Here is a 13,245-nt window from a genome sequence, read left to right on the forward strand (position 1 = left end):
CACCATGCCCGAGCAGTACCGGGTACTTTCCGCGGTCCGAATCAACGTCGGACCGACGCAGTGCTGGGCCGTGCGCCAGCAACGGCCGGACGGAGAGCACCACATCACACTCTTCCCAGCCTCCTCGCTGGAGTGGCGGGCGGCCGAGTACGACATCGACCACACCACCCCGGCCGGCATCGACCAGATACTCGACATACTGCTCCACGAGCCGTTCGTCCCGGACCCGCTCGAGAACCGTGACACCGACCCGGCCGCCGCGAAGGGCCTCACCGCCCCCGCCACGCAAGCGGTGCACGGTCTCACCGCGGGGGACACCGTGCCCATCACCTTGCACAACGCGCCCGACCGGGCCACCGCCCGTCAGGCACACCTCGAACGGATCGCGCACATCAAGCGAACCCGCGTCGCCGTCACCGCCGGCCCCGCCCCGGGAAAGCTCCGCGGGGCGCCAGCGCGGGCCGCACCGGACCCCCTCGATGAGATCCGCCGCAACCACGGCATCACGTCCCACGGCGTAGCGGCCAAGGTCGAACTCGTGGAACAGGCCCGGCAGCAGCTCGCCCGGCCGCAGCCGTCCTCCGGCAGCACCACCGCGCGCTCCGCCCCGGAGGACTTCACCACTTCCGTGTGGGACGCAGCCGTGCCCCGACGTGACGAAGCGCAGCAGCGCGACGGAGACGACACGGCGTGATCGACCACCCCACTCCCGAACAGCTCGACCGCCTGCTCAGCACCGCCGACCGCCGCCGACTCACCCCCGCCGAAGCCGCCCTCCTCCGAATGGGACTCCAACACCTGCAGAAGGCGGCCGCCCGTCCCCCTCAACCGAAACCCGAAGGACAACCGATCATGGAACACAACGTCGCGCCCATCACTGTGGACGCCGAGCCGTACATCACCCGGCTGCGCACCCAGATGGCCGAGGCCTGGGGCCAGGTGCAGGCGCAACTCGCCCTCGCGCACGAGGAGAACGCGGTGCGCGCCGCGCGAGAAGCCGAGCAGGCCCGGCGGATCGCCGAACTCGAAGCCACCGTCGCTGAACTGCAAGCCAGCGCCTCGACGCGACCGTAGACACCGTCGCGCCCTACCGTCCCCCGCTGTGAACCGGGACCCGGACGACCAGCACCCTCCCGCTGGCCGACGACACCGACGGAGGACCAGATGGAGCGAGATCACCGGCTGGAAGACGATCCGGGACCTGATGCTGTTCCTGCTCGGAGCGGTCGTGATCGTGAGGGAGACGTGGACCCCGCCGGTCGACCCGAGCGTGGTCATCACCGGCCTGACCCTCGCGGGGCTGCCAGCCGCGCTGTCAAGGGACGAACGGCCACCACGCGAGTAACCCCCCGAGCCAGGCTACTGGCCCGGTACCGGTTCACCACCGGCTACCTGGCCGCTGCCGGCGCCGCGATCGCCGCCACCTGGCCGCACTGAATCACCCGCCCCGGCCCCGGCCCTGTGTCTACGGCCAGCGCTACCCTAGAGTGATGATGTGGCCGCCGGGCCGACCGGCCGCGTGCTCTGGCAACAAGCCCCTCGGGGCTGTCTCCTATCAAGGGGAGCGCGCGGACCCGGGCGGCTTCGCAACCCGCGGGCCCGGCGGCCACACTTCCTAATCTCCTGTATCACCAGCCGACTTGGCCACGTGGTGGGGTGTTCCCACGTAGGCCCGGCTGGCGGGAGGGTGGAGGCAGGCAGCCACGCCGGGGCCTGCGAACCCCGGTGCCGCCACGGAGACAAGGAAGGCACCCTGAGGTGACAGCACCAGCTCAGAAATCACCCCCCGCGACCGAACAGGTCACCCCGCTGACGGACAACCGCGCGGAGATGACCATCGAGACGGCCGACCAGGTCCTGGAGATCACCGGCGAACAGCGGTTCTGGACGAAGGCCCAGCGAGCAGCCCTCGCCACCATCGGCCTCGCCAACGCCCCGACGCACGACCTCGTCGCGTTCTTCCACATCTGCAAGTCCACCGGCCTGGACCCCTTCCGCCGCGAGATCTACTACATCCAGCGCAAGCGCAAGGTGGGCAAGCAGGACGAGCTGTACTACACCGCGCAGACCGGCATCGACGGGTTCCGGCACACCGGGCAGCGCACCGGCCGATTCATCCGTCGGGTCGGCCCGTTCTGGACCGGACCCGAAGACGACCCGAAGTGGTGGATGCAGGGCGAGGACGGCATCAACCGTCGCCGCTGGGTCGACGTGTGGCTCCACGACCAGCCGCCCGCCGCCGCGATGTGCCGGATCGAGCACCGCAGCATCGCCGGGGACGCGACAGTCACCCAAGCCGTCGCCGTCTTCTCCGAGTTCGCCGTCGGCAGAGACGAATGGCGCAACGACCCAGTCACGGGCGACGGCTACAAGACCGGCAAGCGCATCCTGACCGGGCAGTGGCCGACGATGGGCGCCCACATGATCGGCAAGGTCGCGGAGGCCCAGGCGTGGCGCATCGCCTTCCCCCGCGAGCTGGTGAACATCTACGAGCACGCCGAGATGGAACAGGCCGACGCCGCCCAGCGCGAACTGGAGCGCGAAGCAGCAGCAGCGCGCCGACGTGAGGCCCGATCGCAGGAACAGTCCGGTGCCGTCATCCCCGGCACGGTGGTCAGCACCTCCGCCCCCGAGGCGGCCGACGGAGCCACCGAGCAGGGCGCACCCGAGAGGGAGCCGGCCGACACCCGGCAGGAACCGGCGGACGACGCCCCCACCGCCGATGAGCTGCGTGAAGAACTGCGCGCCTACGCCTCCGCGATGGGCAGCACCGTCGCCAAGATCACCTACCGGTGGCGGAAGGCGACGGGTACTGGCCTTGATGAGGCAACCGGCGGGCAGCTTGCCGTCCTGCTCGGTGAGCTGCGCCCCTACGTCGTATCCGCGCTGGGGCCCCTCCCCGAGGCGGCCGAGCACGTCGAGGCCGGCGGCCTTCTGGTTCGGCTCAACCCCGACACCACCGTGTGGAGCAGAGAGGACGCCCGCGAGGGCTAACCCGCTCCGCCTGCTTACTCCACCCGCAGGGCCGCGCCCCGGCCGCGTGGCCCTGCGGCCTGCCCACACGGACACCACATGCAGCCTCTCATCGAACAAGCCCGCCAGCTTGCCCGCGCCCGTCTCATCGGCCCCAGCCCCCTACCGTGCCGCTGCGGCGCGCCCCGTCACGCACACCGGGGACAGAAGCGCTCCGGCGGCCATCCCTCCACCAACTGCGCCCGCTACCGCCGAGACTCGGCCGACGTGCTCCTCGAACGGGCCCAGACGGCAGCCCACGCCCGGCTCGGCGACGACCTCGCGGCGTCCGAGCGCACCGGCCGCCGCCGACGCTCCCGCCGCCCCAAACAGCCCGGCCAGTGGTCGATCGGTGCCTCCGACACCAGCTCCTGCCGCCGCGCGATCTGGTACCGGGAAAACCCCCCGCCCGGCTACGTCCCGGCCCCTGTGGACCGGCGCGCGGCCCGGGCCGGAACCCTGATCCACGACTCGGTGTCGCGCCGCCGGCGCGCCCTGTACCCCTGGCGCCTGTACGAGCAGACCGTCACCCTGCCCGGCCTGGACCGGCCAAGCCGCTACGACGAGTACGACCCCGTGACCGGCGTGCTGTACGACTACAAGACCGCCGGGGACTGGAAGTGGTCGCTGGTCGGGGAGAGCGGCCCACCGGAGACCGAGTGGGAGCAGGGCCAGCTCTACGCGCTGGCGCTCCACCTGGAGGGCCAGCACGTGGTGGAGGTGCGGATCGTCTACTTCGAGCGCAAGAGCGGTGAGGACGAGGAGTTCACCCGCCCGTTCGACGAGCAGGCCGCCCGGCGGGCTCTCGGCCGGTTGACCGCCATCGCCACGGCCCTCGACCTGGGCACTGCCCTGCCCCGGGACCGGTCCGGGCCGAGCACCGATGTGATCTGCCGACGGTACTGCCCGGCCCGCACCCACTGCTGGAACATGCTTGAAGCCGAGGCCGCCGGCCGCTCGCCCGAGTCGTACACCCTCGTTACCGACAAGGCCGACATCGAATGGGCCCTGGGCGAGTACGACCGACACCGTGCCGCGAAGTCCGCCGCCGAGAAGGCGCAGAACGTCGCCAAGGCGCTGCTCGACGGGGTCGCGCCCGACACCTACGGCGAGTACGAGTACGTGCGCACCGCCGGGCGGCTCAAGGACCCTGAGCCGGACCATCAAGGACGCGTCAGGCAGCTCGAGGCGTTCTGGGACCTCCCGCCGAACGAGCGGCCGGCACTGCAGGAGCTCGACTACCCGACCAAGCGGTCCCGCACGCCCGGCAGCACCCAGGTCCGTCGGGTGCGCGCCGCCAAGCGCGGAGCCCCACCAGTACGTGGAAGCCGGTAAGGACGCCAAACGCGGCGCGCATCGCTTCTCCTGGCCAGGCGCTCCGTGCCTACGCCTGGCCAGTCCCACCCCGGACGTCGAACGGCGCCGTTGTCTGTCGGCTGACCTAACGTCCGCGCATCGCAAGCACATTGAGAGGAACACCGTGACCAGCCCGTACGACCCCGCGACCGTTGTGCCTCGCTCGCCCTGGTTCACCGAGCGGCCGCCCGCTCTCCGACCCGCCGCACACCTCGTGCCGGTGCAGCCCGCCGAAGGCCTCGGCGCACCGATCTACGAGCAGATGGTCGCCGAGTACGGAGATCCGTTCGGCCCACTCGGCCCGATACGTGCCCGGTACCTGCATCGTTCGCTTGCCCGACCGACTGGAGACTGAACCCCAGCCCCAACACCGGAAGTTGTCGACGCGACCTAACCCGGGCAGCCGCCTAGGTTCCCCGCTCATGGCAGCCCCCCGCTACATCGACTACACGCCGCTGGACGAGATCCGGCCCGCCGCTCGCAACCCGAAGGGCCACGACGACGACGGGCTGGATCGTTCCGTCGAGCAGTTCGACTTCACCGAGCCCGGCCTGCTGGACGAGCGCACCGGGCGCCTGGTGGCCGGCCACGGCCGCTACGAAACCCTGGCGCGGCGCCGCGACGCGGGCAAGGCCGCCCCGGAAGGCGTCGTCGTCACCGCCGACGGCACATGGACCGTTCCCGTCGTACGCGGCTGGACATCGCGCGACGATGCTCACGCCGAGGCCTACCTGATCGCCTCCAACCACCTGACCACCGTCGGCGGCTGGGACGGCGAGGGCCTGGCCGCGATGCTGTCCGACCTGGAGCAGGTCGACCCGGCGCTGTTCGCCGCCACCGGGTTCGACCACGCCCAGATCGACGCCATGCTCGCCGAGGTCACCCCGGACGGCCCGGACGACGACGCGGACGACACGGACGACGGCGCCGCCGAACCCGATCAGCCCACCCGCGGCGACCTTCTGGCCCTGGCCGGCGTTACTGTCGGGGAGCCCGAGCACCAGGTCGAGACCGGGCAGGTGTGGGAGCTCGGCGACCACCGCCTGGTCGTCGCCGAGGTCTTCGACGGCTGGCCGCAGTGGACCCCGCTGCTCATCGAGGGCAGCCTCTTCCTGCCCTACCCCACCCCGCTCGCCCCGTTCGCGGACCGGGCTCTCGGCCGGCGCCTGGTGATGGTGCAGCCCGAGCGCTACCTGGCCGGTCACCTCCTGGACAAGTGGGAGCGCATCAGCGGCGAGGCGCCCACGCTCCTGGACGAGTCGTGACGGCGGTCGTGCCGACCGGCGGTGGCACCTTCGACCGCGACGAGAGGCCCCTCTACTTCACCGCGGGCGGCGGGGAGTTCAACGCGGGCCCGCACGTGCTGACGGCCGTCAACGAGCTGATGGGCCATGCCGAGGAGAAGCGGCTGCGTGACCTTCTGGACGCCGGATGCCGGGTGCTGCTGGACAGCGGCATCTTCTGGCTCACCAACCGGCACAGCCGGGCCCACGGCGTCTCCATGGACGAGGCCCTGGCGCTCGCCCCTGAGCAGATCGACGGGTTCGAGGAACTGCGGGAGCGGTACATCCACCTGGCCCGCACGTACGGCGACTGGCTGTGGGGCTACATCGAGCTGGACCAGGGCGGCCTGCTGCACAAGCGGGCGCAGCGAGCAGCCCTTCAGGGGCTCGGTCTGTCGCCGATCCCGGTGTACCACCCGCTGGTGGACGGCTGGGACTACTTCGATGAGCTGGCCGAGCGTTACGACCGGATCTGCGTGGGCAACATCGTCCAGGCGTCGGCTCCGGTGCGGCTTCGGCTGCTGCACACGATCTGGGAGCGCCGCCAGAGGTACCCGCACCTGTGGATTCACGCGCTCGGCCTGACCGCCAACGAGTGGTGCCTGCCGCTGGCCCCGGACTCCTGCGACTCCTCGTCCTGGCTGGCACCGCTGCGCTGGAACCACCAACGGATCGAGACCTCAATGCTGCGCCGCGTCGGCAACCTGCCCGCAGGCTTCCGCTACGCCCCGGGCGACAGCGGCTCCTACCAGGCCGCCGCCCGGCTGTGCGCGGACGCCGCGACGGCGCTGGGCACCTGCTGGCGGCACGCTGCCCATCGCGTCCAAGAGCTGACCGGCGCCCCCGGCGGCACGGTGCTGGAAGGGGCGCAGCGATGAGCCCGATCTACCAGCCCGCCGCAGTGAAGCGCACCGGTGGCGGCGCGTTCGACCCGGCAGACCGGCACCTGTACTTCGCGGCCGGGGACTCCGAGCACTACCCGCACTACGCGCTGCTTGCCACGAACGACCTGCTGACCGCCGGCCACGAACGCCGGCTGGTCGCTCTGCTGGACGCCGGGCACCGCGTCCTGCTCGACTCGGGGATCTTCTGGCTGACCAACCAGTACAAGCGGGCCCACGGCGTCTCCATGGACGAGGCCCTGCGCTTGGCCCCGGAGCAGATCGACGGCTTCGATGACCTGTTCGCCCGGTACGTCGAACTGGTGCAGCGCCACGGCGACCGGCTGTGGGGCTACATCGAGCTGGACCAGGGCGGCCGGGACAACAAGATCCGCACCCGCGCCCGCCTCGAGGGCGAAGGCCTCTCGCCGATCCCCGTCTACCACCCGCTCGTGGACGGCTGGGACTACTTCGACGAGCTCGCGCAGCAGTACGACCGGATCTGCTTCGGCAACGTCGTCCAGGCGCCGGCGCCTGTCCGGCTGCGCCTGCTGCACACCCTGTGGGAACGGCACCGGCAGTACCCGGACCTGTGGGTGCATGTCCTCGGCCTGACGGTCAACGAGTGGTGCCTGGCCGTCCCCCCGGACTCCTGCGACTCATCCACCTGGCTCGGCCCTCTGCGCTGGCCCGACGTGCGGGTCGACTCTGCGCTGCTGCGCAAGGTCGGCGTGGTCAACCGCGGCTTCGCGTACGACCTCGACCAGCCCGCCCACCCCACCCGCGGCCGCACCGCCTGCTGCCTGATGTGCGCGCAGACCGTCGACGCCACCACCACCGTGTGGCGGCTCGCCCGCACCACCCGCGACGAGCTGCTCGGCCAGCCGTCCTACCCGCCGCTCACCGAACCGGAGGCACGATCCTCGTGACGCCACCTGCCACTGTCTGGGCCAAAGTCGAGCTGCCCGGGTTCCACCACTGGCCCGCCGCGCCCGACCACCGCTCCTACCTGCGGGCCCGGCACCGTCACCTGTTCCACATCACGGTTGCGGTCGCCGTTGCCCACGACGACCGAGACATCGAGTTCCACGACCTGGGCGACCTGATCCGCGGCTGGTGGGGCCCGGGAGCCCGAGAGTGCGGCCCGGCCTCGTGCGAGACCCTGGCACGCACCCTCGCCGAGCACCTGAACAGCGTCGACCTGCGAGTGACGATGGTCGCGGTGTCCGAGGACGGCGAGGCCGGCGCGATTGTGCACCTGGTCGACACGGGGGAGCAGCAGTGAGCCACGCGATCACCGTTCGCCACAACTTCGAGACGGCGCACCGGCTGCCGCACCTCGCCGGGAAGTGCGAGAACCTGCACGGACACTCCTGGCTGGTCGAGGTCACCGTGACCGCTCCGGTGCTGGCGGCCGGCACCGTCGTGGAGTTCGGCGCGTTCAAGCGAGCCCTGCGGGAGTGGATCGACACCTTCCTCGACCACGGCACCATGCTCGGCGCCAACGACCCGCTCGCCGCGGTCCTGGCTGGGCAGGGCAGCAAGTTGTTCCGCTTCGGCGCCGAGGACCCGACCGAGCAGGAGCAGCACGCCGCCGACCTCGGCTGGCCGAGCGTGGAGGCCGTCGCCGACCTGTTGGCCCGCGTCGCGACGGAGGCCCTGCACACCCTGCCGCGCGCCGCAGGCGCGTACGTCTCCCATGTCGGCGTGTCCGAGACCGCCGTCAACGCCGCTTCCTGGACGGCTGCCCCGTGAGCGCCCTCGTCGTCCCAGACGCCGGCCTGCCGGTCGCCCAGATGTTCGGGCCCACCATCCAGGGAGAAGGGCCGACGGCTGGCCAGCGGGCCCTGTTCCTGCGCCTGGGCGGCTGCAACCTCAGCTGCACGTGGTGCGACACCCCGTACACCTGGGACGGCAAGCGGTACGACCTGCGGCAGGAGATCCGCCGCGTCCCAGTGGTCGAACTGGCGGAGTGGGCTGCCGCGCACCCGCACGCGATCGTCGTCATCACCGGCGGCGAACCGCTGCTGCACCAGCGCACCGACGCCTGGCGCTCGCTGATGGCCGTGCTGCGGTACACCACCCGCCGCGTGGAGATCGAGACGAACGGCACCCTGGAGCCGAAGCCCGTCAGTCTCGGCGTGCCGAGACTGGCCTTCAACGTCAGCCCCAAGCTGGCGAACTCCGGCATGCCGGAGGAGCGGCGGATCAAGCCGGACGCCCTGGAGGTCCTCGCCGACCTTGCCCACCGCGGCCGCGCCCGGTTCAAGTTCGTCGCCGCAGGCCCGGACGACCTCGAAGAGATCGCCGACCTGGTCGACCGCTTCCGCATACCCCCGCACGCGACCTGGGTGATGCCCGAAGGGACCACCGCCGAGCGCACCCTCGACGTCGCCCGGGCCCTGGCCGACGACGTGATCGCGCGCGACTGGAACCTGACGATGCGGCAGCACGTGCTGCTGTGGCCTGGAGAACGCAACCGATGACCACCCCCGCCCACACCGTCGACCTGGACGGCGCGGCCGAGCACGCCGCCGGCCTGCTCGCCGCCCTCGGCATCCGCTGCGACACCGAGGCCACCTCGGCCACCCCCCGGCGCATGGCCAAGGCCCTCGCTGAGCTGACCGCCGGCGTTCGCCTCAACCCGGCCCGGCACCTGGCCGTCACCTTCCCGCCGGAGGGAGAACGGGCAGGGCTGATCGCCGCCGTTGACGTGCCCTTCGACGCGCTCTGCGAGCACCACGTGCTGCCCTTCCACGGCCGGGCAACCGTCGCCTACCTGCCAGCTCCTGGCGCCCGCATCGTGGGCCTGTCCAAGCTCGCCCGCCTTGTTCAGGAGTTCGCGGCCCGGCCGCAGGTCCAGGAACGGCTGGGTCAGCAGGTTGTGGACGCCCTCGGCGCGCACCTCGACATCCAGGGCGCGGCCTGCCTGATCCGCTCCCAGCACGCCTGCATGACTGCACGCGGCGCCCGCGCGCACGGTGCCGCGATGGTGACCAGCCACCTGACGGGGGCGCTCCATGCCGACCTGGCCCGCCGCGCTGAGGTGCTCGCCCTTGTTCCGCCACCGACCTGACGTGGCAAGGGAGTTGTGCCCAAGAGGCCAGTTCGCGCGGGAGGATGGCAGGGCCAGGCCGGGACCGCGAATCCCGGCCGCCCACGTCAAGGAGACAACGATGATGCTCAGGGTTCCTCTCGACCTGCCCGCCACCGCGCTGCGGGTCGGCGACCTCCGCGCGTTCCTGGGAGTGATGCCCGATGACCTGCTGGTCATCGCCGACTGCCCCGGGCCGGAGGGCTCCGGCCGCACCCCGCTGGGATGGCCGGTGAAGGCGCCGGTGCGCGACGAGTCCGGCCGCCGCGTGCCCGTGATCGCCCTCCCGCAGGTCGGCGCGGACGACGACCACGCCATGACGGTGTCGCGCCTGTACAGCCTCCTCGCGGACCTGCCCGCGAACGCCCCCGTCGTCACGGTCTGGGAGGCCGAGGACGGCCCCCGCCAGACGACGATCGGCACCCCCGAGTTCGGTGACCTCATCAACGAGGACTCCGGGCTGACGATCCGGGCGGCCGTCCTGCCCGCCGTCCTCAGCGGGGCGACCGGCACGGCGTACGACGAGATCGCCTACAACCTCGGCCGGGCCGCCGGCGGCCAGGTCCTCACGTGAGTACCTGCTCCGGCCGTATCGGGCCCCCGGGTGGGCGCCCTCGCATAGTCGCGAGGGTGCTCACCCGGGCGGGACCGCCAGCCGGGCAGTGCACCGCAGGGCACGCTGCCTGGGGGCCCCGTCCACTGGCTGGCTTGAGGCCGAGGCCGTGCTACCGGCGGAGCATGGACCACAGGACGGGGCCGGTGAGCCCGATCAGCGCTGAGGTGGTCGTCGGCCACCCGACCTGGTTGTGCAGGCTCGCGGTCGTCAGCGCGCCGTGGCCGCAGACCGCGAGGTCCCGCCAGGTGACCGGCCGGTCCACCGCCGAAGGCGGCGCAGAGCCTTTGAACTGTGTCATGATGGGCGTGTTCCCTTTCTGCTAAATGAGGGCAGCATTGCGGAGCGCGCGGGTCACCCTCCCTTTAAGGGTGACCCGCACCGCGCCCCGATACTAGGGACATGGCTGACGTCTCGCCAAATCAAGAAAGTCCCCTCACGAATCGTTCCAGCTGAGGGCTGTCTAGGCGCAATGCGCCTAGAGCTCCAGAGGCCTCCAGGGCTCGCGTCTCCATGGTCGGGTGGCGCGCTTGCTGCCCCGGCTTACACGCCTTGTCGCCCACAGCGGCACCGCTTGTCTAGGTGAATTGATACAGGTGAGCGGCCTTTGGGGTCGAGGGTAGTTTGCTAAATGGCATTCCATAAATGACCTCACTGGTTAATTGACAAAGCGAAACGGGAAGCCTAATACATTTCCCGGCTAGGGTAATGCGCGCGACCGCCTTGGATTTCCCTAGATTTGCTGCTAATAGTTTATATTATTCCGCTCCGGAAAATGCGATCACGCTTAAGCTTATTCCTGGAGGGGTGTTAAATTTTTGGGGGATTGCTAGATTGCCATTGTTAACCTCCTAAACGCCTAGTCTCCGGTGCTTGCGGGTTGGGCGCCCGAGGGTGTCGACAAGTCGTTGGCCTGGGGTTCGTCGTACTTTCGGCTGTGTGAGTAGTCGCCGCGGTCGCCGCCCAGCCCTTGATCCCGAGGTGGAGAAGCGACTCCTGGACGCGGTCCGGGCGGGCGTTCCAGTCAGCGACGCGGCGCCCATGGCCGGCGTTCATCCGAGCACCGTGTACCGGTGGCTGGAGCGTGGGGAGCAGGAGCAGCAGCGGCGGGAGGCGGGCTTGCGGGCCCGGGTCGGGGAGCAGCCGTTCTGCGAGTTCCGCGACAGGTTCACGCGCGCGCGCAGCGAGGGCAAGGCGCAGCTGGTGCTGCTGGTGCGGAAGGCTGCGACAGGCGGCCATGTGGTGCGGGAGCGCACTCGGACGGTGCGCGACCCGGAGACCGGCGAGCGGGTTGTGCAGGTCGAGCGGGACTTCGCGCAGCCGGACTGGAGGGCGGCCCAGTTCCTCCTGGCGTGCCTGGCGCCGGAGACGTTCGGCCGGGCGGCGCAGGCTCGGATCGAGGTTGCGCCGGCGGGCGGCGGCGAGCTGCCGGCGGCCTCGGTGGACCAGGGGGTCGGAGTCGAGCGGCTGGCGGCCCGGTTGGCCAAGATCCGGGAGGACTTTGCGGCGGAGCTGGAGGAGGACGCCGCGGTGGTCGACGCAGAGCTGGTGGAGGGCTCGTAGGGCTGAGGCGAGGGGGGTCGGTTCCCCCGCGAGCTGACCAGTTCCGGTCGTGATCGGCCCGGGGTTCATGTCGACCGTTCGCTCCAACTTCTCGGCCATATGGGGCTGTTGTCCCCATTGTGCTCCCTTGGCGAGTGTGGGCGCAGTCGGGTCAAACAGGCCCAAAGTGGGACAGGGGAGAGTCCGCATGGCGAGCAAGGACGTTGAACTGGGCCGGGCCACCGCGGCGGTGGCCGAGAAGGTCGTCGCCGAGCTGACGGCCGCCAACCGTGTGCTGCAAAGCGTCGGCCTCGGGGAAGTGCCGGACTACGCGATCAACGGCGGCGTCGTGCTCAGCACTGTTCCGCAGGAGATCCTGAGCCTCTCCGAGGTGCGGCAGATGACCACCCTGGCCGCGCTGTGGAGGCTGTGGGCGAAGGGAAAGAACGTCGCCGCGATGCACCCCGACATGGCGTCGGAGCTGGCGACCTACCGGCTCGGCACCCTGCCGGGGCAGTTGTTCCGCAACCTGGCACGCTACGTCAACCTGATGGTGGTCTTCGCCGAGCCGCCCACGATGGAACTCAACGCGGGAGGCGGTGGCAGGGGGAGGCTGCTGGCGATTCTCTTCAGCGGGCGGCGCACCCCAGACAAGCTGCTGTGCCTGACCAGCGACCACCGGATGGATGAGATCGCCGTTGCCGTGATCTGCGAACCGCTCGCCGAGGATGGCTCCCCACTGTCCCCTCCGCCCGGCGGTACGACACCGTTGCTGGAGTTCTGCCACCTGACGATCCCCGCCAGGACTGGCGACAAGTTCACCGCCGAGGACCTCGCGCTGAGGATCGCCCGCAAGGGCGGCCGGACGGCGCCGACCGACGCGCAGTGCGCGATCGTGACGAGGGCTCTGCAGGTCGCCGTCTATCTGTGCTCCTCAAAGGCGGACATCGCCTCTCCGCCTCCGCCGCGAGGCAAGGCCGCCAAACCCGGCAAGCAGCGGCGCTGGAACAAGCCGGACACCTTCCTGCGCCTCGGCTGGCGGCTCGGCCCGCGCCTGAAGGCCGCCCGGGTACGCGCCCAGGAAGCGCGGCGCAGCGCCGCTCAGCGCGCCGGCGGCAACGGCGCGGCGGGGGGCTGGAGGCAGTACACCCACCTGCGGGCCGGACACATGAAGATCGTCTGGTACGGGCCGGGCAAGACGCTGTCCGACTCGCGGTTGATCGAGCCGTACTGGGTGTCGGAGGACCTGCTCGACGCGGATGGGGAAGCCCCCGAAGGCATCATCCGGCCTGTGAGGTGAGGGTGTTGTCCGGTTCTGGCGGTGGTGGGGAGGGTGGCGTGGTCCGTCGCACCGAGGGCCCGCTCCCGCTCCCTGCGGGGGCGCGCTTCCCGGGCCATCCGTGGGCCGGGAACGCCCTCGGGCCGTGGTGTCGGCGGACCTGCCGTTGCCGAGCCCGCCGCGAA

At 70.9% G+C, this 13,245-nt stretch carries 15 protein-coding genes; 14 read left to right on the top strand and 1 reads right to left on the bottom strand.

From position 1 onward, the window contains the following. Positions 1-4: 4 nt before the first annotated feature. The 12 genes from ACIQI7_RS09115 to ACIQI7_RS09170 all read left to right on the top strand — a co-directional run bounded on the left by ACIQI7_RS09115 (position 5) and on the right by ACIQI7_RS09170 (position 10,200). Positions 5-694, top strand: a complete 690-nt coding sequence (locus ACIQI7_RS09115) for a hypothetical protein (protein WP_401106665.1) — start codon at positions 5-7, stop codon at positions 692-694. Beyond that, positions 691-1,074, top strand: coding sequence for a hypothetical protein (locus ACIQI7_RS09120; protein WP_401106668.1), 384 nt, complete (start codon positions 691-693; stop codon positions 1,072-1,074). The genes ACIQI7_RS09115 and ACIQI7_RS09120 overlap by 4 nt, the downstream gene beginning before the upstream one ends. Positions 1,075-1,758: 684 nt before the next feature. Beyond that, positions 1,759-2,994: a recombinase RecT gene (locus ACIQI7_RS09125; RefSeq protein ID WP_401106670.1), complete on the top strand. Its 1,236-nt coding sequence runs from the start codon at positions 1,759-1,761 to the stop codon at positions 2,992-2,994. Between the two features lie 246 nt (positions 2,995-3,240). Next, positions 3,241-4,347: a hypothetical protein gene (locus tag ACIQI7_RS09130; protein WP_401106672.1), complete on the top strand. Its 1,107-nt coding sequence runs from the start codon at positions 3,241-3,243 to the stop codon at positions 4,345-4,347. 443 nt (positions 4,348-4,790) lie between these two features. After that, positions 4,791-5,633: a hypothetical protein gene (locus tag ACIQI7_RS09135; RefSeq protein ID WP_401106675.1), complete on the top strand. Its 843-nt coding sequence runs from the start codon at positions 4,791-4,793 to the stop codon at positions 5,631-5,633. Continuing rightward, a complete protein-coding gene (locus ACIQI7_RS09140) occupies positions 5,630-6,529 on the top strand; it encodes a hypothetical protein (protein WP_401106677.1) in 900 nt (299 codons plus the stop codon). Before ACIQI7_RS09135 ends, ACIQI7_RS09140 begins: the two co-directional genes overlap by 4 nt. After that, positions 6,526-7,461, top strand: coding sequence for a hypothetical protein (locus ACIQI7_RS09145; protein WP_401106680.1), 936 nt, complete (start codon positions 6,526-6,528; stop codon positions 7,459-7,461). The genes ACIQI7_RS09140 and ACIQI7_RS09145 overlap by 4 nt, the downstream gene beginning before the upstream one ends. Then, positions 7,458-7,817 (top strand): hypothetical protein, encoded by a 360-nt coding sequence (locus tag ACIQI7_RS09150; RefSeq protein ID WP_401106683.1) that lies wholly within the window; start codon positions 7,458-7,460, stop codon positions 7,815-7,817. Before ACIQI7_RS09145 ends, ACIQI7_RS09150 begins: the two co-directional genes overlap by 4 nt. Continuing rightward, on the top strand, positions 7,814-8,287 hold the full coding sequence (locus ACIQI7_RS09155) for a 6-pyruvoyl trahydropterin synthase family protein (protein WP_401106686.1): 474 nt from the start codon (positions 7,814-7,816) through the stop codon (positions 8,285-8,287). The genes ACIQI7_RS09150 and ACIQI7_RS09155 overlap by 4 nt, the downstream gene beginning before the upstream one ends. Beyond that, positions 8,284-9,018 carry a 7-carboxy-7-deazaguanine synthase QueE gene (locus ACIQI7_RS09160; protein WP_401106689.1) on the top strand — a complete coding sequence of 245 codons (735 nt, stop codon included), beginning with the start codon at positions 8,284-8,286 and terminating at the stop codon, positions 9,016-9,018. Before ACIQI7_RS09155 ends, ACIQI7_RS09160 begins: the two co-directional genes overlap by 4 nt. Further along, positions 9,015-9,608, top strand: coding sequence for a GTP cyclohydrolase I (folE, locus tag ACIQI7_RS09165; RefSeq protein WP_401106691.1), 594 nt, complete (start codon positions 9,015-9,017; stop codon positions 9,606-9,608). Before ACIQI7_RS09160 ends, folE begins: the two co-directional genes overlap by 4 nt. A 103-nt stretch (positions 9,609-9,711) precedes the next feature. Next, complete coding sequence (locus ACIQI7_RS09170) at positions 9,712-10,200, top strand: hypothetical protein (RefSeq protein WP_401106694.1); 489 nt, start codon at positions 9,712-9,714, stop codon at positions 10,198-10,200. A gap of 151 nt (positions 10,201-10,351) precedes the next feature. Here the strand turns inward: ACIQI7_RS09170 and ACIQI7_RS09175 are convergent, their stop codons facing one another. Next, positions 10,352-10,540 (bottom strand): hypothetical protein, encoded by a 189-nt coding sequence (locus ACIQI7_RS09175; protein WP_401106696.1) that lies wholly within the window; start codon positions 10,538-10,540, stop codon positions 10,352-10,354. 680 nt (positions 10,541-11,220) lie between these two features. On the opposite strand from ACIQI7_RS09175, the gene ACIQI7_RS09180 reads away from it, so the two are divergent. Together ACIQI7_RS09180 and ACIQI7_RS09185 are read left to right on the top strand one after the other, a co-directional pair. Further along, complete coding sequence (locus ACIQI7_RS09180; protein WP_401106699.1) at positions 11,221-11,802, top strand: hypothetical protein; 582 nt, start codon at positions 11,221-11,223, stop codon at positions 11,800-11,802. A 187-nt stretch (positions 11,803-11,989) separates the two neighbouring features. Then, entirely contained in the window at positions 11,990-13,081 is a 1,092-nt protein-coding gene (locus ACIQI7_RS09185) for a hypothetical protein (protein WP_401106702.1), read from the top strand. Positions 13,082-13,245 lie beyond the last annotated feature (164 nt).

Source organism: Kitasatospora sp. NPDC092039 (genome assembly GCF_044756065.1).
Taxonomy (GTDB): Bacteria; Actinomycetota; Actinomycetes; order Streptomycetales; family Streptomycetaceae; genus Kitasatospora.